This is a genomic window from Cytobacillus solani (assembly GCF_006704205.1).
Classification (GTDB): Bacteria; Bacillota; Bacilli; order Bacillales; family Cytobacillaceae; genus Cytobacillus; species Cytobacillus solani.
The window spans coordinates 2,470,911-2,493,257 of sequence record NZ_CP041305.1; the positions used below are offsets into that span (position 1 = coordinate 2,470,911).

Here is a 22,347-nt window from a genome sequence, read left to right on the forward strand (position 1 = left end):
TTACCTTTGTAGTTGTATTTCTAAAATTATTGAGTTGAAAGATGTATGCATGAACACAACATATTGCAAGTTTGTGAACAATTGCTCTTAAACTAATCGGGCTATAGTTTAATACGGAGTGTAAGACACCTATATAGATATAGGTGCCTACTGAAATATTTATTGATTACAAATTTTCCGGTTAATAATCAAATAACATCAGATATGGCTTCTTATAAACAAAAGTCTTTTTCCATCATTAAATTTAGGGCCCGATACAGAAATAAGCTTACCAAGAGTATACTTCTTAGTAGCTTGTTTTACAGTGAGGTTGAGTTTAAATGCAAGTTCTAATGTTGTAATGAACCTCTCGTGAAACTCCAGAAAATTTTTGAAGGGAATGCCGTTGATAGTATGATTATTAATCCGTCCTAATCTGCCTTTACTTATCCAGTATTGTACATCTGATTGTTTAACACCTAAAATAAACGTTGCATCTCTATACGAAATAACTTTCGATTTTTTACTAAGCCTAAAGATTTCTTCTTTGATTTGATAATATGTGTCCTTTTTATCAAGTAGGGAATCACTGAGTTTGTATTTATATTCAAATTTTAAAGAACCGTTTAACATTTTTTTAATCAGAAAGTTTGCTTTATCTGGGCCTATCCATTCAGCTACATGATTAAAAGTGATAGGGTTACTTATATTCGTAGTAGATGCTTGCTTAAGCTTTTTCTTTAAAGTATTGATAGAATTCTTAGGAATTACCCAGTTATATACACTACCTGATTTAAAGTAAAAGGCACGATCTATAAGTCCAGCATTCAATATTGCAAAGGTAGCCTTTGCACTTGTTCCCCAAATTGCTCTCAATTCCTCTTTATTGTAACTTTTTTCAAATTTATCCATGAAAATATCCAACTCAACTTTATCAATAACTATAATTGAAGAATTAAGAACATTTATTTTCTGTGATTTAACTTGAGGCGAATTTACAATACCTCCGTTAAATTTTGGATATAAGAATCTTACTTCATCAGATCTTACATATTGATTTCCTGCCAAATTCCCCTTTTTAATAGCTACGTAATTTGTAAAAGCTTTAGAAACTTCCCATAATGGTGTGTTAATAATTCTTGGAATTCCGTACTTAATAAAGCTTTGAAGTGAGCGAGCGCTGCTTATTTCAGAGTTCCTTATAAATATTTCAAATTCATTTGGCCAATTTGTAATTATGTTAAAAACATAAGTAAATAAACATGCTGTTTGTTCTACGGTACGGAAATTTTTCAAATGATTTCTCTCAAGTACTGTTCCTTCATAGTTCAAATTGTACTTAAAGATAGATAGATCGACTCTCGGAATCAATTTTGCGGCCCATAGGGCTAAGAAATCCAAAGTTTCTATAAATGTACCATGATTATTTATCCACGGATGGGAAAATGATAAACTATCTTTTTCGAGGAGATGATCTATTACTTGCTGATACTCGATAAATTTATTAGGAAAATTCAATTTTAATGGTGAATTTGATAGAATATTGTTACAATTTAAACATTTATCAAGTATAATAGATTTTGCATTCGGGATATTTTTGCATATATAGCAACGATCATTTAACATTACGCTATGTTCTGTACACATAATTGAATGGCAACTTATCCAAGACTTTCTTTGGTAAACCCCATCTTTAAGGCACAATGGACAGAAGCGAGTTTTCTTATATAGAAACACTGTGTTTTTTGACTCATTGCGAACATCTATATGATACCTCTCAAAATACTTACATACCGTTAAATCTTCAGCTTCTTCAAGAGTTAACCCTAGAAATTTGGCAACAAATTTTAGTTTATCTCCTTTTAACCGATTGACCTCTTCAGGCTTAAGATAAATTGATATTTCCCTAAGAATCAGCTCAAATATCCAATCTAAGTTACCCATCTCGTGTTCTATTGCAACCCTGTAAATAAAACTTAATAACGTTTCTTGTGGATAAGGTTTTGGAAAAAAAAGCAACATATAATCACCTGGTTTTTTTACTATTATTTTCAATGTTGGAAAATATTATTAAATTCGAGGTGTTGTTTAATGAAAGTAGCAAGGAAAATCAAAGCTAGCAATAAACTTAGCATTCGTGGAAAGCATAATAGCACAAAAATGCACCGGATGATTCCATGGGAAAGTACACTTGAAAGAGATTTTATTAAGCTTCTTGATTTTGATCCCACAGTTATAAATTTCAGATTCCAACCTGAAAGAATTGATTATGTGTATCAGGGGAAAAAGCTGAAATATTACCCTGATTTCCTTGTTGTTAAAAATGACATGAAAAAGTACCTTTACGAGGTAAAGGCAGAAGATAAGATTAACGATGAAAAGAATAAAATTAAGTTTCAAGTGGGACTCAAATACTGTGGTGCAAGAAATATGAAGTATTTGGTCGTCACTGAAAAGGACATTCGTAAAGGTTTTTTAATAGAGAACCTTGATATTTTGACAGAGGTTAGGCCAGACTCTGTTTGCAGAAAAGTACAGCAAGTAATAATTAGAGTATTAGAAGAAATGAACGGTCGAACTAGTATAGGAAGTTTGAAAGAAATCATCACATATTTTGATGAATCAGAAGTAGAAAATAACGTATTTTATTTGATCTACACCCATCAAGTATTAACGGACTTGATTACACACTTAATTAACGATGAATCAATAATAGAAAGGATAGGTACTTAATGTCTGGTTATTATTTCTCGCCGGGTTCTAGATTTTTAATTAAGGACAATGAATTTATAGTGAGGAAAGAGCTAGAGGTTGATTATGAATTAGAAAATTTGAATTATCAACAAATAGAGTTATGGAGAAAAGATGACCTATTAAAACATTGGTGGGATGGGACTTTAGTCTTCAGAATAAATGAGGCGGAAAAGAAATACATCCGTGTGCAAAATTTCAATGATTTAGATGAAAAATCAAAAAACGAAGCTATCAGAAGATATAAGATATTAGAACCCGTCATAAAAGGGGAAATTTCACCTTCTGAAATCAAGAGTTACATTGAAGGGCTTAATGGACAAGTTAAGAAATCAGCCTTTTATGAATGGAAAAAGAGATGGGAAAGTACTGAAGACATAAGAGCACTTGTTGCATTCAAATCTGGACCAAAAGGCCCTAGGATATCAAAAGAAAAACAAGAAATTCTAGATGGAGCAATCAATCATTACTTGGAAAATTATATATATGAAGGACTTGACTATACATACGAAGATATATTTTCAGAATGCGCTTTAAGGATTGATGAAGAAAATCTGAATAAAGAAGCACATGAAAAACTAACTTATGTTTCACGTTCAAAAGTAAGAAGACGGTTTATGGAGCTGGTTGATATCTACAAAATGGATTTGCCCAAAAAAGGAACCGTGTTAGCGAAACTGAAAAGAGATGGAACAAAGAAAGAAGTAATAGCAACTAGACCACTACAAAGGGTCGAGATAGACTGGACACCTGTTGATTTGATGTTAGTAGATCCAGCGGATCTTAAAGCCAAAAGGCCAAATTTAATATATGCGGTTGATAAGTGTACAGGTATGCCAATGGGTTTTTTTGTTACGTTTAAACCTGTTGATAGCAGTGCATTAAAACAATGTTTAATCCACATAATTATGCCTAAAATTTATTTAAAAGATTTATATCCATTTGTTGAAAAGGAATGGATTGCTCATGCAATTCCTCATACTATAGTTGTTGATAATGCGAGTGTTAATGATTCTTATGAATTTGAAGAGGGTTGTTATCAAGTAGGAGTTAAAGAAGTTCAGTTTTGCAAAATAGATGCAGGTTATCAAAAGGGAACAATTGAAAGAGCTTTTAGAAGATTGAACACAACGTATATACATAATCAGAAGGGGACTACTTTTTCAAACTTTATTGAAAAGGGTAGATATGATGCACAGAAAAATGCTTGTATAACAATACAAGGTTTTATCTATATGGCACACCTTGCTATGGTTGATATAGTTGCCAATAGTTATGATACAAGACGAGGAAATTCTCCTCATAATCTTTGGGTTCAAGGGATAGAAAAAAACCCACATCTTATGTTACAGATTCCTAGAAGTATTGAATCATTAAAAATATTGCTAATGAGTGGTTCGGAATTAAGAAAAATACATCAGCAAGGGGTAGTTATTGAGAATGAATACTATTATAGTCCTGAGTTAATGGAGCTGAAGAATCTCTTTGAAAAACTCAATCGAGAAGATGAGAAAGTACGAGTTAGATACGATACAAGCGATATGAGAAAGGTATACGTGTACGATCCAATTAATAATAAATATATTAAGGCAGAGTTTACTGGATTAAAGAGAAAAAAGATAAACATTGACTTACCTGTTCCGCTTATAGCATTGGAATTGGATTCAAAGAGGAAAATTGAAATAAAAAAGTCTTTTAGTCCAAGTGACAGAGCAAAAGTTAAACGCAAAATGAAATTAATACAAGAACGAGATGAAAAGCAAATTAAAAAGTGGAAAAGAAATAAGGATGAGGTAGTAAATCAGACTTCTGATTTTATCTTAGAGACAGTGCTTAAGCCAGTTGATCAAATAACATCTAAGCCTGTTATAACTACAGAAACAAATGTAGAAGTTCCATTAGTAAATGATGAAATCAGAATTGTTGATAACGTTCCTGAAGACAAACGAAACAATAAGAAGAAATCTGAACCTAGAGTTGACAAAGAGAAGGATTGGTATATTGAATACGAGGATACAGATGATGAAGATCTTCCAAGTTGGGAGGCTACTATGATAAAAGATAAAAAGGAGATGACTTCATATGAATGAGCAACTTCCCTTTAAAAGATTAAATGGAATTCCAGCAAGCAAAGAGGATGTGAGAAATAGAAGAGAGCATGTAAAGAGAATCGTGATAGCACATCCCAATTATAGTGATTTACTTACTGAGATAGAAGAAGTACACTACTATTCAAAAGGTTCAGTGAAACCAGACTCATTATTTTTGTCCGGAGAGGCTGGAGTTGGAAAATCTACACTCTTGGAGGATTATACTAGCCGTTTCCCGAGAGATATAGTTAACAACAATACTGTCATTCCTGTACTATACTCCACGTTGCCAGTTGGTGCAACACCAAAAACGGTTGCAGCTAGACTACTATATTCTTTAGGGGATCCTGCGTATGATAAGGGGACTGAAATTAGTCAAACGAGCAGGTTGTTGAATTTTATTAAGAAATGTAAAGTTGAACTGATAATAATAGATGAATTTCAGCATCTATTAGATAGGGACACAAAACACATCCTCAATAAGGCTTCAGAGTGGGTTAAATCTTTTTGTGATGAAGCTGGAGTACCGATAATATTATGCGGTTTTCCAGAATCAAAGAAAATATTTAAGTTTAACTCACAACTTGATCGACGATTCCTAACTAAACTTAGTATGGAAGGCTTCAGATATTATACAAAAGAAGAGCAAATCGAATTTAGAGCGTTCCTAAAAAGTATAGATGAGCAATTACCATTTATAGATAGATCATCTCTAGCATCCAAACAATTAGCAGATAAATTTTTCTATGCAACTAATGGTATTCCTTCACATGTAAATAAGATTTTGTATGAGGCAACAGGACTTGCTGCAAAGAGTGGAAATGACTCAATTGATGAAAATCATTTATACGATGCGTTTAACAAAATTGAATTCACTACACGTCCATTTGTCACGAATCCGTTTACCGTAAAGAACTTCAATATAGTTGAAGCCTTTGAACTAGAGAAACTAAGAAGTAAAGATGCGAATTAGGAAGGAATAAACCACCATAACTAAAGTTGAAAATCACCGTAAAGATACGTATAGTCTTGCTTATTTCGCAGAGAATTAGTAATTGGGTAATTCTCTGCTTCTTTGTGAAGTAGTTATTGGCTGATTAGGAACTTTTCGAACTTACAAAAAGGGAGAAAGACTTAGGGACGTGGATGTTGATTCCTTACTTTATATAAAATTTTATTAATTGATTAAAAATTCAATCGAAAAAATCATATTAAAGAAAAACTTGGAACTGTATTCTTGAAGAGATTTATAAGGATTGTGAAAGTGAAAGCTCTATTATTTGAGATAGGAAAGGACCAATACCGGTCCTTTTTGCATTTACATGTAAAAACTGAATTGAATGTTTCATTAAGACTTCTTAAAATTTCTTTAGTAAATATAGGAAAAATGGGGAGATTTGTCGAATTGATAATTATGTAAATCTTTTGCTTAAGGAGAACCTTTATGGAAAAATGAAGAATTTCTTATGAATGGCTGAATATCTAGACTTTAAAGAAAAATAATATTCGGAAGACAAGCATATGGACCTAATTGCTGACATTATGGCAATGGCCAATTCCCGTCATGAAGGAGACAAATTCATCATTATTGGGGTAAAGGATAGACCGGAAGGAAGGGATAAGAGATGTATCTACATAGTTTGAAATTATGGAACTGGCGGAAATTTTCAGTAGGTGAAGATGGAAACCCTGGGATGGAAGTTGAATTTAAGGAAGGGCTAAATATTTTAGTTGGTGAAAATGATTCAGGAAAAACTGCAATTATCGACGCCATCAAAATAATTCTAGGAACAAACAGTCATGATATTAATTGGGTGACAGAACAAGACTTTCATAAAGATAGTACCTCATTAAAAATTGAATGTACATTTAAAAAGTTAAGTCCACAAGAAGAAGCGTACTTTTATGAATGGCTATCACTTCAATCACAAACTTCTGAACTTCGCATTGTAATGGAAGCAGAGATTTATGAAGATATTAATAAACAGAAGAAAATTAAAAGAAGCGTAAAAGCAGGTCCGGAAAATTTAGAAGTGGGTATGGAAGATACTGTTCGACAATTATTAACAGTGACATATCTTAAGCCCTTACGAGATGCTGCGACTGAATTAAGCCCAGGTACACGTTCTCGAGTAGCTCAAGTAGTAAAAAGCTTAGGAGATTTTTCAGATGATAGCACAGAAAAACAAAAGATTGTTGATAGTTTTACAAATGCTTTTGATGAATTAAAGAGAGTACTAAATGAACCGGTGTTGAGTAAAATTGGACTAACTGTTAATGAATTCTTTGAGGAGAATAATAAGAAAGAACCTGAGATAAAGAACAGGGAAATGAATTTCTCAGAGATTTTAAGAAAGTTAGAATTGAACTTAGGAGAGATTGGAACTGGCTTAGGAAGCTCCAACTTATTATTTATGGCTGTTGAATTATTGTTGCTCAGTGAAACAGAAGTAGGACCAAAAATTGCTTTGATAGAAGAGATAGAGGCCCATATTCATCCACAAGCACAACTACGAGTTATTAAACACTTCGAAAAAAATGCTGATGAATCAGGTATGCAATATATCTTCACATCCCATAGCCCAGTGTTAGCAGCTTCTATATCCTTAGAAAATATTATTTTTATCTTTAATCAACAAGCTTTTCCGATGAACAAAGGCCAAACAAAATTAGAAGCAGATGACTATGAATTTTTAGAAAGGTTTTTAGATGCAACTAAAGCTAATTTATTTTTTGCTAGAGGCGTCATCTTTGTAGAAGGTGATGCAGAGAACTTGTTATTACCATCTATTGCAGAGGTCATTGACCGACCCTTGCATAAATATGGTGTTTCAATTATTAATGTTGGCAATTTGGCATTTAAACGATATTCATCCATCTTTATTAGAGATGATGTTAATAACCCAATGAATTTTCCAGTTTCTATAATAACCGATTTAGATTTAAAACCAGTTGAGTATTATGAAGAACCTTGTTATTTAAAAGTAGATAGAGAATTAAATAGGAAAATCGCTGACTTTTATGAAAGTGGACAATTAAAAAGTCAACTAGAAGAAAACATATATGTTCAGATGAAGGATGTAATAAGCAAGTCTAAAACAATTTATGGTGAAAAAATAAGAGCTGAATTCTCAGGGGCAGAACTGAAGCAAAAGTTTAAAGAAATAGGTATAAGTATAGAATCATTGTTGCAAACTGTAGAGCCAAATTTTAATGAATGTAAAATAGGTAAAGAGAATGAAATTAAAGAAAGATACTTCAATAATGTGGAACAAACAAAAGTATATATCTCTCAACCATGGACGTTAGAGCACTCTATAGCACATAGTGATTTAAGGGAAGAATTTGAAGATATTTTACTAAAATGTCACTATGTCCAAGAATCAAACAGACAGGAACAAAAGCAAATATGGGAAGCGATAGTAGACCCCGTTGAAAGGGCCACGAAAGTTTATTCTTTTTTATTGAAAAAGGAAGTTTCTAAGTCTATAGTAGCTCAACAATTTGCGAAATTCCTGATAGACAATAAAGAATCTTTAAAAGATAGATTATTACAAGATCAAGTATTGAAGCACTTAATAGATGCAATCAAACATGTAACAGGAGGAGAGAACGTTGCAGTTTGATGAATTAGAATATGAACTTGTCGAGAGAATTTTATTGGGTGATGGAAGATTTAATAGTTTGCAAAGAGAGTTTATTGAATTGTTCGAAACAAAAACGATTGTAGCGGGGCCAGGTGCAGGAAAAACAACTGCACTGGCTGCAAAAATAGTATTATTACTAAGATGCCTAAAAAAAATTGGGAGTAAAGAAGGCGTTTGTATTATTACATATACAAATGTGGCTGTTAATGAGATCAATACTACACTTCAAAAAGCGGGTATCGCGAGCATCTCTCATCCTCATTTTATTGGTACAATACACGAGTTTTTTAATAGGTATTGTGTGCTACCATTTTTTAAAAAAGAGTACAATCATAACACTTTATTTTTTGATGACCAATCTTTTAATGATTTAGAGTTTTATAAAAGATTTCTAACTAGAAGATATTCTTTTATGCAGGATGGCGCAAGGGCATTTATAGCTGGGAAAATTTATGAAAGCACTCTTTACTTTGATAGTTCTCGGGGCTGTATAGATATAGAAAACACCAGCGGATGGGAAAAGTTTGAAAAATATAGGGCTGATGCTTTAGAATCAAAATTCTTACGTAAAAAGCAAGGTTTTTTAGAGTACGATGACACTTTTTTGTTTTCCAAATTATTTTTGACTGACTCACATTATAGAGAATTGCTTAGAAATCGCTTTAAATATATATTTATCGACGAATTTCAAGATACAACTCCTACAGGAATTGACTTATTGAGAGGAATATTTAATTCACAAGATAACATAATGCAAATAATTGGAGATCCTTATCAAACAATCATGTATGGACAACCAATGCCTGAAATTGATGAGAAACAGATTTTTCAATTAAATGTAACAAATCGCTTTGGAAAAGAAATCTCAAAACCTTTGAATTTAATAATGCCTACAGTAAATATTCAAACACCTGAGGAAAAAGTTTCTTTTGCACCAATTATTCTATTGTATGAAGAAGAGAATCAAATATATACAGCATATAAAAAGATTATTACAGAGTACGAACAACAGTCTCAGCCTTTTAAAGACTCTAAAAAGAGCGATAAAGTTTTAGTTTGGAATAAGAGATGGACCTCTAGAATAAAGCCAGGAATAATGTATAGCAATAAGAAGTCTAAGGAGTTAGAGACAATAAGTGTTCACTTAAAACGTTTAGTAATCGAATTTGTATGTAAAAAGATTAGAAACGACAGTGAAAGCATTACTGAATTGAAAAAATGGGTTAAAAACCATAATAGAATAATGGAGTTAAATAAAATATTATTAGATCTCATAAAACTAGGGATTAATGCTGAAAGAAAGCAGCGACTAAAAGTGTTTATAAATGATCTACTACAGGAAAAGGGAGTAACAAGAATTAACATTACGAACTCAATATTTCATGAAATTGAAGATATATTAAATTGTTCGGATAGTAGAGTAGATGGAATTGAACAAACAGAGAACGATGTATTTACCATACATTCTGTAAAAGGTGAAACCTTACGTTCAGCTCTACTTGTAAATTTTGATGAAGGTCCTCTCACGGATATACTTTTTCATAGATATGGGATTCTCAGTGATATTGGTTATAGATATACAGACCACAATTTATTATATGTAGCAATTAGTAGAGTTACACATCTATTTGTATATGCACTCCATAAGGATCTTTGTACTGAAGAAGTACGTGAGAAAATGAAAGGAGAATGGATAATAAAGGAATGTTAGTTTGAAATTCATGGTAGTTAATTCTAACACGCCTAAACAAGAAAAAGATAATTTTTATATTTATGAAAAATCCATAATACAATTACCTAAATACTTATTCTTTTAGAGATAAAAGTATATAGGAAAGAAGTAAGTTTGAAATTCAAAAATTCTTTCTTGGAATTTATGGGAGGTTACTTATAATATCAAATTCATCGGTCTTTGAACCATGACCAATAAAAGAAATTTAAGTTACAAAAGTAGTAAGAAAAAATAAACGTTACAGATAATATAAATTCAATCATTTATATAATAGGGTTTTTTGTAGAAAGTACGATACCAGTATTAATAGAAAGAATAATATTTTTATAAGGGCAGCGTTACAAAATGAAAACTAATAAATATAATGATTTCATAAGATCTTTGTTTGAAGACCCAAGTTCGTTCTATTCTGCAACAGATTTGAACGAAGAACTTTGTAATAAATTCAACATAAGCAATAACTATTCAAGACAGTTAGTACGAAGAGCAACCCAAAATAATATTATTAAATCAAGTATGCCTTTTAGCTTCAGTAAAGGACAATATTTCTATATGCATCCATCTAGTTCCTTAAACTTAGCAACAATTAAAGAGATTTCTAAACAATATAGAAAGCCGTTATTCAGGCTACTTTCACTATTGGAAATCAACGAAGGAATTGTCTCTATGTACGAAGCTATCAAAATAACATCTACTCCTATTAGCAACTTTGAGAAATACAAAACGGTTTCGTTAAAGGAAGATTTAAAAAGGTTAGTCAGCTATGACTTTATTACAATAAAGACTTTAGCTACTGGTGAACGGTTTATTATTAAAAGTTCTGAAGTTGCGGTTTGTGATGAGCTGATTTCTAAGCATCAAGAAAAGATGAGAGAAGATACAATTTTAATTGTAGATATATTACGTTGGTTCTCGGACCATGGTTTTATTTCGGAACGCCCAATTTACAGAAGTAAAGATAACCCTAGTCAGGGCGCTGTATTTAATGATTTCCTTTTTGATTTTCATTCTTTTACAAAAACAACTGGATTCCATTTTGGCGATTTAAATAAAGAAGATTCAAGTTCTATCGTTGTCGCCGATATTTTACTTTATAGAACCTATTCAGACATTGATTTACAATCGTTTTATGAACGTATTCAATTAATTAGGAACAGTACTAAGCCAGAAAATGGTCCGAGAAAAGTAGTGCCAATAATTGTTTACATGGATATTGAAGATGAGACAAAAAAACAATTAAAAAAGCTGCATATTCTTAATTTTTCGTTGGAATCTTTACTAGGATTTAAGGTGCGAAGCATTCTCAATAACATTCAATCTTTAAGAAGATTAATACAGGACAACTTTCACTTGTCGGAAATCGATAGTGTGAAAATTATTCAGACGGTACAAGAGTCACTTGATACAATTGAAGAAAGTGGTCAAAATGAGAACTTGCAAAATATTAAAGGCGATCTATTTGAAACACTAATGTTTACTATCTTTACAAACCTATTCCCAAAGGATTATGTCGAGCATTCTGTATATATAAAAAATCCTGATGAACCCACTAAGCAACCGTATGAATACGATCTTGTAATTAAAACCAGGAACGAAATAATAATAGTAGAACTAAAGGGCTTCAAGATTTCAACTATTATTAATCTGGGATCGAAGGATGAAAAGAATACTATACAGTGGTTCTTCGGAAAAACCTATCCAATTGCTAAAAAACATTTCTTAAAAAGCAGTGGATTGGAAAAACACCAAATAAAAGCCTGTTACATTACTAGTGCGAATTTTTCTGATGAAGCAAAAGAAAAACTAGAAGAGTTTAATAATACAAGGGTGAAACCCACTAACTTTGATTGCTTTTATGATCGTAAGAAACTGCTTAAACTTCTGAAAAAACATGATGGTCTAGCTGATATTAGAGAGACAACTGGTTTTATAAAGACACTTGAAAAATATTATCTTATTGAAAAGAGATAGAGTTTTAGAGGGAAGGGAGCATTTTTATGAATAATCTTAAGAATTTACATTTTAATCATACTCCTTCTATGTCAGAAACCTTTCATTCCTAAAATTTGAATGGATGTTTTTTTCAGTTAAGTATGACAGAACGCACTAATTTTTTCCGCTCGATTATGAATAGAAATACAAACTACAAGGGAAAGAAAAACCTTATTCCGGAAGTAAATGAAAAAAATCAAAATTAAATGGTGACAGTCTCAACACTAGATTCCGGAGGTTAATGAAAAATTACATTAACGCAAGAGATTTATTCAGTCAAGTAAATTGGAAGATGGAAACCATAGAGACAAGAACATAATTTATCAATGGGAATAAAACAGATGCGAGCCAGCATCTGTTTTTTTTATAACAACTGCCTATTTGGCTTATCAGTTAGTTTTACCGAAGTGTGCATCGAATTTACCTCTAAAAATTTCCAGTAGAGAAAAAAACCGTAAAAAAACAATCGACAAAAAATGTTAAATATCTGTACTATTAAAATAAGAAATTAGTAAATAGGAGAACAGGTGAATAGAAAACTTAAAGAGCAGGGAGAAGAGACTATGAAGCATCGGCTATTACTTGTTGATGATGATCTTTCGATTAGTGAAATGGTAAAAAGCTATTTAACCAAGGAAGGCTTTGATGTGTCAATCGCATGTAATGGGGAAGATGGAGTATCAATGTTTATGAAAGAAGCATTTGATCTTATCTTAATTGACATCATGATGCCGAAGTTAGATGGAATTGAAGCAATCAAGATCATTCGAGAAAAAAGCTCGATTCCAATATTAATAATGTCTGCGAAAGACAGTGATATTGATAAAGCGTTAGGGCTGGGCTTCGGTGCAGATGATTATATAGCCAAACCGTTTTCTTTGCTAGAGCTGTCAGCAAGAATAAAAGCAGCCATCCGGCGGGCAACAAAGTATTCTAATTATGAAGATTGTGGAGAAAGTAAGAATGAAATTACATTTGGTGAATTGAGAGTAGACATAAACAATTACTCTGTTTTTAAAGGGAAACAAGAGCTTAAGCTTACAGCAAAGGAATTTGAGCTGTTAAAACTATTTATTACAAATCAAAAGCGTGTATTTACAAAAGAACAACTTTACAACCTCGTTTGGAATGATGACTATTTCGGTGATGAAAACGTGATTAATGTCCATATCCGAAGGCTAAGGGAAAAAATAGAAGATGATCCATCCGAATCAAAGTATATCAAAACGCTTTGGGGTATTGGCTACAAGTGGGATGGCCGATAATATGGCAATCTTTTTACTTATTATCATCCTAATTTTATGTTTAATCACCTTTGTTCAATATAATACGAATAAAATGAGGAGTAAGAATTTAAAGCAAATCCAAAGAAAATTACATGACATTACATCCAATTCTACTAATGAAAAAGTACTGCTTTTCACGGACGATAAAGAACTTATTGCCCTTGTAAATGAATTAAATCAGCTGTTAGACGTTAATCTAAACGCATTAGCCAATTATAAAAAATCTGAGCAATCGATAAAAAAGATGATTTCTAATATTTCTCATGATTTAAAGACGCCATTGACGGTTGTATTAGGCTACATCGAAATGATCCAACTAGATAGTGAAATGAACGAGGAGGAGAGGAGCCTTATATTATCTAAGGTTCATAAAAAAACAATTGAAGTAATTGATCTGATCCATAAGTTTTTCGATTTGGCCAAATTGGAAGCTGAAGATAAACATATTTCGATGACAAGAGTACATATGAATGAGATTTGCAGAAAAAACATATTAGATTATTATGATGTTTTAACAGCTAAAGGGTTTACTGTCCATATTGAAATTCCTGATTCTCCGATCTATGCATTGGGTAATTTGGAAGTTCTTGATCGAATTTTAAATAACCTCATTTCGAATGCTATTCAGCATGGGAAAGATGGAAGGACGATTGGTTTATCGTTACGAAATGAAGAGGAGCTTGTTTATGTAGATATTTGGGACAGAGGAAAAGGTATAAATGAGCTGTATAAAGATCGAGTGTTTGAAAGAATGTACACTCTTGAGGATTCGAGGAATAAATTTTATCAAGGAAGTGGATTAGGTCTTACCATTACTAAGAGGTTAGTTGAGAAATTGGGTGGATCCATTCAGCTGAGCAGTATACCTTATGAGAAAACAGTTTTTTCTTTTACATTAAAACGAATGACATATTAAGGAGAACTCGTTTCGGAAGTTAACGACGAGTTCTCTTTATTTGAACTTAAGAAAATTGTAAGAATTGCGTAAGGAAAAAGTGAATTCTGTTCCTTAATCTAAAAGTAAGAAATGAATTTGTAGCCATGCATGAATAATGCTCCCCATCTTCACTACAGCTTATGGCAATAGATAGGACACTGAAAAAATGAAAGGAGATTCAAAAATGACCTACATTGTAAGAACTACACAATTAACAAAGACGTATATGGGTAAAGAAGTTGTATCGAATGTCAATATGAATATTAAAAAAGGAGAAATCTATGGTTTTCTTGGACCGAATGGAGCGGGGAAAACAACGATCATGAGGATGATTACAAATCTGGTAAAACCGACGGGTGGAGAAATTGAGCTATTTGGTGAAAAACTAACGAATCACTCCTATCATCTTTTAGGAAGGATGGGAACGATTATTGAGTACCCAATCTTTTATGAAAAGCTTACAGCAAAGAAAAACTTGGAGCTTCATTGTGAGTATATGGGGTTTCATGAAAGCAAGGCCATTGATGAAGCACTGGATCTTGTACATTTAAAAAATGTTGATGATAAGTTAGTGAAGGACTTCTCTCTTGGTATGAAACAAAGACTTGGCATTGCTAGAGCTATTGTTACGAAACCGGAATTGCTTATCTTGGATGAACCGATTAATGGGCTGGATCCTGTTGGAATAAAGGAAATTCGAGACCTGTTCAAATTATTAAGTGCGGAATATGGGGTAACTATCTTAGTTTCTAGTCATATTTTAGGGGAGATTGAACAAATAGCAGATACAATTGGAGTAATTAACCAAGGGAAGTTAATAGAGGAAGTAGCGATGGAACAGATTCGTGAAAAGAATACCGAATTTATTGAGTTTGTAACGAATGATTGCAGAAAATCCGTATTTGTATTAGAGCATATATTAAAGATTACTAATTTTAGAGTCATTGATAATCGTTTAATTAGAGTGTATGATTCCTCCGTACCACAAAGTGAAATAACAAAAACATTCGTTTTGAATGATATTGTCATTGAATCTATCCATAAGAAGAATAGTTCGTTAGAAGACCATTTCTTAACGCTGTTGAACGGAGGTGGAATCAGTGCTTAAATTAATTAAATTGGAAATGAAAAAGTATAAAATGGGAGGATATGTACGAAGCTCACTCATTACAAATGTTATTATACTAGGAGTCATTTGCCTTATTAGCTATGTGGAAAAGTTGGAGGGCACAAGAGTTTTCGAAGATTATGCTATGGCATTGCAACTGATCGAAACACTCATCAGAGCAACATTTATTATATTTGCAGCGGTACTTATTTCAAGATTAGTCATTAATGAATATAAAAACAAATCGATAACAGTCCTTTTTATGTATCCAATTAACCGCAAATCTCTTATAATAGCGAAACTGCTAATTGTTGTTATTTTTACGTTCGTAAATATAGTAGCAGCTAACATTTTTGTAGGTGGCGGGTTTTATTTGGTAGACCAATTTGCTCAAATGGTCCCTGATCAGCTTACATTATCAGGCTTAGGAAAACATTCGGCAAGTGTTGTAATGAATGCTTTAGCAGCAAGCTGTATGAGTCTTATTCCTCTCTACTTTGGGATGAGAAAGTTCTCCGGATCTACTACGATCATATCTTCCATTTTTATAGTATTAATTGTCTGTCAGAATATGAATGGTTTTACCTTAAACTCCATTGTCCTTATACCGATTTCACTCGCTGTAATTGGAGCCATTACTGCTTATTTAGCCATACGTAATATAGAAAATAAAGACGTGATTCATTAATGAATCGTAGTTAAGTACCTAGTCAGCCCATGAAAAATCATGGGCTTTGTTTATGCAGGTCAATAAAGGGAAATGGACGTTGGAACAAAGTTAATATTATATACCTTGTTTGAAAATCTAAGGTAAGACCTTTTTTTAAAAAAAAAGACTAATAGTATTGAGACTCCTGTCAGATTAAGGTAACATGTATATTTGTTAATAGATTCCTATTAATGTATATTTTTTACTAGAGAGGAGAGAATGATAATGAAAAAAATATTTAAGAGTGTTGCTATGCTTGTCATGGCTGTATTCCTCGTTTCATCATTTTCAGTCAGTTCAGCATTTGCTGCATCGGACAGTGCAAAGAACTGTGTTCCTAAAAAGGTTATGTGGGGGAAAACGGAACTTAAGAGTGGCCAATTAGGAAAGGTTACTATCTTAAAAGAAACAAAGTTATACTCTTTAAAAGACAATAAGCTAGTAGCTGATAAAGCACTCCCTGTTAAAGGTGAGTATAGAGTTTATTCTTTTAAAAATGTTTCTACCAGTGATATTTATGGCGTTGGCGGCGGCAAGTATATCAAAAAAGATAGCTCTATTAAATACGAAACTCCTTCCAAGCGAAAGCTAGCAGAGCTCAAAGCGGCTAGCTGTAAGACGGAACAGGTTGCTGAAAATGAGGGCGGATTCTTCTGGAAGGCAGAGAAGAATGGCAATACGGTTTATATGCTAGGTTCCATACATTTGGGAATCGAAGAATTTTATCCGTTAAATTCAAAAATAATGAAAGCATTCAATGAATCCAAATATTTAGCTGTAGAAGCAGATATCCTTAACTTAAATCCTCTTGAATTCCAACAGACCATCCTTGAAAAGGCAGTCTATGAAGACGGTTCAACGATTGAGGATCATATCTCAAAGGAACTTTACAAGAAACTAACAGATACCTTTGTTAGCTATGGTGGAGATATGAACGAGATCAAGCATTTAAAACCTTGGTATTTAAGCATGAGTTTAGATAGTTTAAAAACAATGGATCCTAAATATAAAGCTGAATTAGGAATTGATCATTATTTCTTGTCTAATGCAGGTAATAAAAAGGTCATTGAGTTAGAGGGAGCAGAATTCCAAATCAACATGCTGTCTGGATTCTCAGAAGATGTACAAATCAAGTTACTTGAAGACTCTTTAAAAACTGATAATGCTAATGATGGACTAGCACCGCTTATAAAGGCATGGCAAACGAGCGATGATGCTGCCATTGAAAAATTACTATTTAGCGTTCCTGATAATAGCCCAGAATACAAAGCCTATATGACTGAAATGTTTGATAACAGAAATGTGGGGATGGCGAATAAAATTGAAAAGTATCTAACAGGTACTTCAAAAGGAACATATTTTGTCGTCGTGGGTGCTGGACATTACTTTGGTGATATGAGTATCATCAAGCTACTTGAAAATAAAGGATTAAAGATTGAAAAACTTCAATAGAACATTTTTTAAATGAGAGCTGCCACCTGAAGGTTAGCACTTGATGAATACAGATAATAGCCGCTGCCTAATAAAGGCAGCGGTTTTGTTACATAAAGGGAATGTATTATAATAGTAATTAACAGTCAAAAAAAATTCACATTTTTTAATGAAATACCTCTTTACATACTATACGGGGGTATAATATAATAAGCGCAAGGGGGAAAACCATATGGGTTTCGATCTAGAAAAAGATGCAATGCTGTCAGAAGAAGAAAACTGCTGTTCAAGCGGGAGTGAAAGAAAGAGCCATCATTCTGATAAGGTGAAAAGTAATCTTGTCACACGATTAAACCGTATAGAAGGACAAATCCGCGGAATAAAAGGCTTAATCGAAAGAGACACTTATTGTGATGATGTGATCACGCAAATTTCTGCGACGCAATCAGCGTTGAATAGTGTTGCAAAAATTCTTCTTGAAGGGCATTTAAAGGGCTGTGTGGTTGATCGCCTTCAAGAGGGAGATACGGAAGTATTAGATGAAGTTCTTGTAACCATTCATAAATTGATGAAAAAATAAGGAGTGTTAAAGATGGAAAAAGTAACTCTAAATGTAGCAGGCATGTCATGTGGACATTGTGTGAAAGCAATCGAAGGAAGCGTAGGCGAATTAGCAGGTGTTTCTAAGGTTAACGTTCAACTTGAAAATGGAACAGTAGATGTTGAGTATTCTTCAACAGAAGTATCATTAGATAAAATTAAAGAAACGATTGATGATCAAGGATATGATGTAAACTAATATTTTGCGTTCTAGCCGTGCTAAAGTTTAGCACGCTCTCTTTTTCAAAAAAATATACCCTATATAGGTATAGGAGGCTTAAAGAAATGAGTGAAAAAGTGGTTGAAAGTCAGTTTCAAATTACCGGAATGACCTGTGCAGCATGTGCAACACGAATTGAAAAGAGTCTAAATAAAATGGAAGGTGTGTCAGATGCGAATGTGAACCTGGCACTCGAAAAGGCATCAGTAAAATTTGATGCTGCAAAGATGGGGCCAGCTGATATTCAGGAAAAAATCAGAGCGCTTGGCTATGATGTGATCACGGAAAAGGTTGAACTCGTTCTAACTGGAATGACTTGTGCAGCATGTGCGACTCGCATCGAGAAAGGTCTAAATAAAATGGATGGGATTATAAGCGCGAACGTGAACCTTGCCTTAGAAAAGGCAGCGGTTGAGTTTAATCCGTCCATCGTATCACCAGCTGAGATGACACAAAAGGTAGAAAAACTTGGCTATGGAGCAAGTGTGAAAAGTGAGGATAATGAGAAAGGAACGGTCGACCATCGATTAAAAGAAATCGAAAAGCAGCAAGGGAAATTTATTTTTTCCCTGATCCTATCCTTGCCGCTTTTATGGGCAATGGCTGGTCACTTTAGCTTTACCTCTTTCATATACGTACCTGAAGCATTTATGAATCCGTGGGTGCAAATGGCACTTGCCACACCTGTACAATTTTATATTGGTAAGCAGTTTTATGTAGGCGCATATAAGGCGTTAAGAAATAAGAGTGCAAATATGGATGTGCTTGTTGCATTAGGGACATCAGCTGCTTATTTTTACAGCTTATATTTATCTTTAAAAACAATTGGCAGCGGTGCGCATCCGGAAGGACTTTATTTTGAAACAAGTGCAGTGCTTATTACATTAATTATTCTTGGTAAAGTTTTTGAGGCAAAAGCGAAAGGCCGTTCTTCAGAAGCAATCAAGAAACTTATGGGTCTGCAGGCAAAAACAGCAACTGTCATTCGAGAAGAAAAAGAAATGGAAATCCCGCTAGAGGAAGTAGTTGCTGGAGACATTATTCTAGTAAAGCCAGGAGAGAAAATTCCAGTCGATGGCGAAATTCTTGAAGGCCAGTCTGCCCTTGATGAGTCAATGATAACAGGAGAAAGTGTTCCAGTTGATAAAACGGTTGGGGATAGAGTTATTGGCGCAACATTAAACAAAAATGGATTTATTAAAATAAAAGCAACAAAGGTAGGGAAAGAGACAGCTCTTGCCCAAATTATTAAAGTGGTAGAAGAAGCACAAGGTTCAAAAGCGCCGATCCAGCGTCTAGCGGATTCTATTTCCGGTGTCTTTGTACCAATTGTTGTAGGAATTGCTGTCATCACATTTTTCGTGTGGTACTTGTTTGTTGCACCAGATGACTTTGCAGAAGCACTCGAGAAATTAATTGCCGTCCTTGTTATTGCATGTCCATGTGCACTCGGTCTTGCTACACCAACATCTATTATGGCAGGATCTGGCCGGGCTGCAGAATATGGTGTTCTTTTTAAAGGTGGAGAGCATCTTGAAATGACGCATCGAATTAATACAGTGATTTTAGACAAAACAGGTACAATCACAAATGGAGCACCAGTATTAACGGATGTCATCACAAAACTAGAAGAAGCGGAATTTTTAACATTAGTCGGTTCAGCAGAAAAGCAATCTGAACACCCGCTTGCACAGGCAATCGTTGAAGGAATTCAGGAGAAAAACATCACTCTTACCCACCCTAGTGCGTTTGAGGCAATCCCAGGCTACGGAATTAAAGCCCTCGTTGATGGGAAAGAAGTGCTAGCCGGCACACGACGTTTAATGAAAAAATTCAATATTGAAATAGAACATGTGTCAGACGATATGCTTACTATTGAAAAGCAAGGAAAAACAGCGATGTTAGTAGCAATCGATGGTGCATTCGCAGGAATTGTTGCTGTTGCCGATACAATAAAAGAAACATCAACCGAAGCCATTAGCCGTTTAAAGGATTTGGGACTTGAAGTAATTATGATTACAGGCGACAACGAGCAAACGGCACAAGCGATTGCGAAGCTTGCTGGGGTCGACCGTGTAATCGCAGAGGTTCTCCCTGAAGGAAAAGCAGAAGAAGTGAAGAAGCTTCAGCAGCAAGGGAAGAAAGTCGCAATGGTAGGAGACGGAATTAACGATGCACCAGCGTTAGCAGTGGCTGATATTGGAATGGCAATCGGAACAGGAACGGACGTTGCGATGGAAGCAGCTGATATCACCTTAATTAGAGGCGATTTAAACAGCATTGCCGATGCCATCTTTATGAGTAAGAAAACGATCCGCAATATTAAGCAGAATCTATTCTGGGCCTTTGGCTACAACACGCTTGGCATTCCGATTGCAGCTCTAGGATTTCTGGCACCATGGCTTGCGGGAGCAGCAATGGCCTTCAGTTCAGTTTCTGTTGTCCTCAATGCCCTTCGTCTACAACGAGTAAAATTATAAGGGAGAGATTCATATGAAAAAATGGGCGCTTTCAGCAATCGTTTATCTGTTAATTGTCGTAGGCGGATACTACTCCTATACGGCGATTGCTGGATCACCAGCTGATGATCCAGGTCATTCTGATACGGAGCAGCATGAAAAATAAGATGAAATAGGGTTTTCATTTGGAGATAAGGAATAGATGGTTTAAAAAGATCCCCACGGCTGCTCTAAACAGCTGTGGGGATCTTTTTTAATTAGGTTTTATCCTAAGTCTGAAAATAAAAATAATTAAGTTTTTAATGATTTACACGACAGATAGAACACTCTATAATCAAAGGAATGGCGTTTAACAAATAAAGAAAGTGAGGGGTAATGAAGGAAAGTATATGTTGTTCTAAGACTTCTACAGCATTGGCTCTATGATAAAAGAAGCAGGGGTGAGAGAGCAGTGAAAATAGCCTATTTCCAGCTGGCATTATCAATGGCTTTTGTAGGCGCAAATGTTGCGGTTGGCAAAATAATTGTTGAGGATGTCCCGATCTTTCTTTTTTCCGAAACAAGATTCCTGATTGCTTTACTTTTTTTAGTTCCAATGATGTTGATCAGCCGGCCGCAAGCGGTGAAGTTGCAGAAAAGTCACTGGGGCTATTTAATTTTGCAGTCATTTTTTGGTGTTTTCTTGTTTAGTGTTCTCATGCTTTATGGGGTACGTTTTACATCTGCTACAGCTGCAGGAATTATTACGAGTACCGTTCCGGCGATAATCGCTCTTCTGTCATTTTTCTTTTTAAGAGAAAGAATGTCTGCTCCACAGGCTATTTCTATTTGTCTTGCAGTCTTAGGGATATCAATTATTACCTTTCAGACGAACTCATCAACTTTAGAAAGCCCCTTATTTTTACTTGGAAATGTACTTGTCTTTGGTGCCGTTATTTCAGAAGCCTTGTTTACCATATTTGCCAAAAAGCTATCAGCTGTGTTGACGCCGATTCAAATGGCTACAGGAGTGAACATCATAGGCTTTATTTTCTTTCTTCCTTTTTCGATAAAGGAAGCGATCACTTTCAATTTCATAGATTTAGAACCGACTGTATACTTGCTTATCGTTTATTATGCAATCACTGCCAGTGTGCTTTCATTCGTTCTTTGGTATAAAGGAGTTGCAAAGGTAAGCGCTAATATAGCGGGAATCTTTACAGGGTTTATTCCAATAACGGCAACATTGGTAGGCATTGGTTTATTAAAAGAACCTTTTGGTCTGAATCAACTGATTGGAATCATGTGTGTGTTAGGAGCAATATATCTTGGAACAAGAGGAACAGAAACAAAGGAAATGGATCAATCCTCTCAACATTCAAAAACGTATCATTGATCATTGCATTCATAAATTTCGAAAAAGTAGT

At 34.0% G+C, this 22,347-nt stretch carries 17 protein-coding genes; 16 read left to right on the forward strand and 1 reads right to left on the reverse strand.

Features of this window, described 5'->3' with window-relative positions:
* Nucleotides 1–198: 198 nt before the first annotated feature.
* Nucleotides 199–2,001: a TniQ family protein gene (locus FI644_RS12385; RefSeq protein ID WP_142108421.1), complete on the reverse strand. Its 1,803-nt coding sequence runs from the start codon at nucleotides 1,999–2,001 to the stop codon at nucleotides 199–201.
* Between the two features lie 69 nt (nucleotides 2,002–2,070).
* Between FI644_RS12385 and FI644_RS12390 the strand changes: the two genes are divergently transcribed.
* From FI644_RS12390 to FI644_RS12460, 16 genes are all read left to right on the forward strand, one after another.
* Nucleotides 2,071–2,712, forward strand: a complete 642-nt coding sequence (locus FI644_RS12390) for a TnsA endonuclease N-terminal domain-containing protein (RefSeq protein ID WP_142108422.1) — start codon at nucleotides 2,071–2,073, stop codon at nucleotides 2,710–2,712.
* Nucleotides 2,712–4,820 (forward strand): TnsB C-terminal domain-containing protein, encoded by a 2,109-nt coding sequence (locus FI644_RS12395; RefSeq protein ID WP_142108423.1) that lies wholly within the window; start codon nucleotides 2,712–2,714, stop codon nucleotides 4,818–4,820. The genes FI644_RS12390 and FI644_RS12395 overlap by 1 nt, the downstream gene beginning before the upstream one ends.
* Nucleotides 4,813–5,793 (forward strand): TniB family NTP-binding protein, encoded by a 981-nt coding sequence (locus tag FI644_RS12400; protein ID WP_142108424.1) that lies wholly within the window; start codon nucleotides 4,813–4,815, stop codon nucleotides 5,791–5,793. Before FI644_RS12395 ends, FI644_RS12400 begins: the two co-directional genes overlap by 8 nt.
* A gap of 652 nt (nucleotides 5,794–6,445) precedes the next feature.
* Nucleotides 6,446–8,446 (forward strand): AAA family ATPase, encoded by a 2,001-nt coding sequence (locus tag FI644_RS12405; protein ID WP_142108425.1) that lies wholly within the window; start codon nucleotides 6,446–6,448, stop codon nucleotides 8,444–8,446.
* On the forward strand, nucleotides 8,436–10,178 hold the full coding sequence (locus FI644_RS12410) for a UvrD-helicase domain-containing protein (RefSeq protein WP_142108426.1): 1,743 nt from the start codon (nucleotides 8,436–8,438) through the stop codon (nucleotides 10,176–10,178). The genes FI644_RS12405 and FI644_RS12410 overlap by 11 nt, the downstream gene beginning before the upstream one ends.
* A 366-nt stretch (nucleotides 10,179–10,544) precedes the next feature.
* The gene (locus FI644_RS12415) at nucleotides 10,545–12,170 is read left to right on the forward strand and encodes a hypothetical protein (protein WP_142108427.1); all 1,626 of its coding nucleotides are present in this window, start codon (nucleotides 10,545–10,547) and stop codon (nucleotides 12,168–12,170) included.
* 584 nt (nucleotides 12,171–12,754) lie between these two features.
* Nucleotides 12,755–13,456 (forward strand): response regulator transcription factor, encoded by a 702-nt coding sequence (locus FI644_RS12420; protein ID WP_142109019.1) that lies wholly within the window; start codon nucleotides 12,755–12,757, stop codon nucleotides 13,454–13,456.
* Between the two features lies 1 nt (nucleotide 13,457).
* A complete protein-coding gene (locus FI644_RS12425; RefSeq protein WP_142108428.1) occupies nucleotides 13,458–14,393 on the forward strand; it encodes a sensor histidine kinase in 936 nt (311 codons plus the stop codon).
* 205 nt (nucleotides 14,394–14,598) lie between these two features.
* Nucleotides 14,599–15,522 (forward strand): ABC transporter ATP-binding protein, encoded by a 924-nt coding sequence (locus FI644_RS12430; protein ID WP_142108429.1) that lies wholly within the window; start codon nucleotides 14,599–14,601, stop codon nucleotides 15,520–15,522.
* Nucleotides 15,515–16,210 (forward strand): ABC transporter permease, encoded by a 696-nt coding sequence (locus tag FI644_RS12435; protein WP_053478779.1) that lies wholly within the window; start codon nucleotides 15,515–15,517, stop codon nucleotides 16,208–16,210. Before FI644_RS12430 ends, FI644_RS12435 begins: the two co-directional genes overlap by 8 nt.
* Before the next feature lie 246 nt (nucleotides 16,211–16,456).
* Complete coding sequence (locus FI644_RS12440) at nucleotides 16,457–17,683, forward strand: TraB/GumN family protein (protein WP_053478780.1); 1,227 nt, start codon at nucleotides 16,457–16,459, stop codon at nucleotides 17,681–17,683.
* A 211-nt stretch (nucleotides 17,684–17,894) separates the two neighbouring features.
* Complete coding sequence (locus tag FI644_RS12445) at nucleotides 17,895–18,242, forward strand: metal-sensitive transcriptional regulator (protein WP_053478781.1); 348 nt, start codon at nucleotides 17,895–17,897, stop codon at nucleotides 18,240–18,242.
* A 12-nt stretch (nucleotides 18,243–18,254) separates the two neighbouring features.
* Nucleotides 18,255–18,461 carry a copper chaperone CopZ gene (gene copZ / locus FI644_RS12450; RefSeq protein WP_053478782.1) on the forward strand — a complete coding sequence of 69 codons (207 nt, stop codon included), beginning with the start codon at nucleotides 18,255–18,257 and terminating at the stop codon, nucleotides 18,459–18,461.
* 86 nt (nucleotides 18,462–18,547) lie between these two features.
* Nucleotides 18,548–20,962, forward strand: a complete 2,415-nt coding sequence (locus FI644_RS12455) for a heavy metal translocating P-type ATPase (protein WP_142108430.1) — start codon at nucleotides 18,548–18,550, stop codon at nucleotides 20,960–20,962.
* Between the two features lie 13 nt (nucleotides 20,963–20,975).
* On the forward strand, nucleotides 20,976–21,107 hold the full coding sequence (locus FI644_RS27135; RefSeq protein WP_256376293.1) for a hypothetical protein: 132 nt from the start codon (nucleotides 20,976–20,978) through the stop codon (nucleotides 21,105–21,107).
* 285 nt (nucleotides 21,108–21,392) lie between these two features.
* Nucleotides 21,393–22,316 carry a DMT family transporter gene (locus FI644_RS12460; RefSeq protein ID WP_142108431.1) on the forward strand — a complete coding sequence of 308 codons (924 nt, stop codon included), beginning with the start codon at nucleotides 21,393–21,395 and terminating at the stop codon, nucleotides 22,314–22,316.
* Nucleotides 22,317–22,347: the final 31 nt, after the last annotated feature.

Coding starts and splice junctions, on each gene's coding strand:
- FI644_RS12430 (WP_142108429.1), top strand. CDS start 14,599: ATGACCTACATTGTAAGAACTACACAATTAACAAAGACGTATATGGGT.
- FI644_RS12445 (WP_053478781.1), top strand. CDS start 17,895: ATGGGTTTCGATCTAGAAAAAGATGCAATGCTGTCAGAAGAAGAAAAC.
- FI644_RS12420 (WP_142109019.1), top strand. CDS start 12,755: ATGAAGCATCGGCTATTACTTGTTGATGATGATCTTTCGATTAGTGAA.
- FI644_RS12415 (WP_142108427.1), top strand. CDS start 10,545: ATGAAAACTAATAAATATAATGATTTCATAAGATCTTTGTTTGAAGAC.
- copZ (WP_053478782.1), top strand. CDS start 18,255: ATGGAAAAAGTAACTCTAAATGTAGCAGGCATGTCATGTGGACATTGT.
- FI644_RS12395 (WP_142108423.1), top strand. CDS start 2,712: ATGTCTGGTTATTATTTCTCGCCGGGTTCTAGATTTTTAATTAAGGAC.
- FI644_RS12400 (WP_142108424.1), top strand. CDS start 4,813: ATGAATGAGCAACTTCCCTTTAAAAGATTAAATGGAATTCCAGCAAGC.
- FI644_RS12385 (WP_142108421.1), bottom strand. CDS start 2,001: ATGTTGCTTTTTTTTCCAAAACCTTATCCACAAGAAACGTTATTAAGT.
- FI644_RS12425 (WP_142108428.1), top strand. CDS start 13,458: ATGGCAATCTTTTTACTTATTATCATCCTAATTTTATGTTTAATCACC.
- FI644_RS27135 (WP_256376293.1), top strand. CDS start 20,976: ATGAAAAAATGGGCGCTTTCAGCAATCGTTTATCTGTTAATTGTCGTA.
- FI644_RS12405 (WP_142108425.1), top strand. CDS start 6,446: ATGTATCTACATAGTTTGAAATTATGGAACTGGCGGAAATTTTCAGTA.
- FI644_RS12440 (WP_053478780.1), top strand. CDS start 16,457: ATGAAAAAAATATTTAAGAGTGTTGCTATGCTTGTCATGGCTGTATTC.
- FI644_RS12455 (WP_142108430.1), top strand. CDS start 18,548: ATGAGTGAAAAAGTGGTTGAAAGTCAGTTTCAAATTACCGGAATGACC.
- FI644_RS12390 (WP_142108422.1), top strand. CDS start 2,071: ATGAAAGTAGCAAGGAAAATCAAAGCTAGCAATAAACTTAGCATTCGT.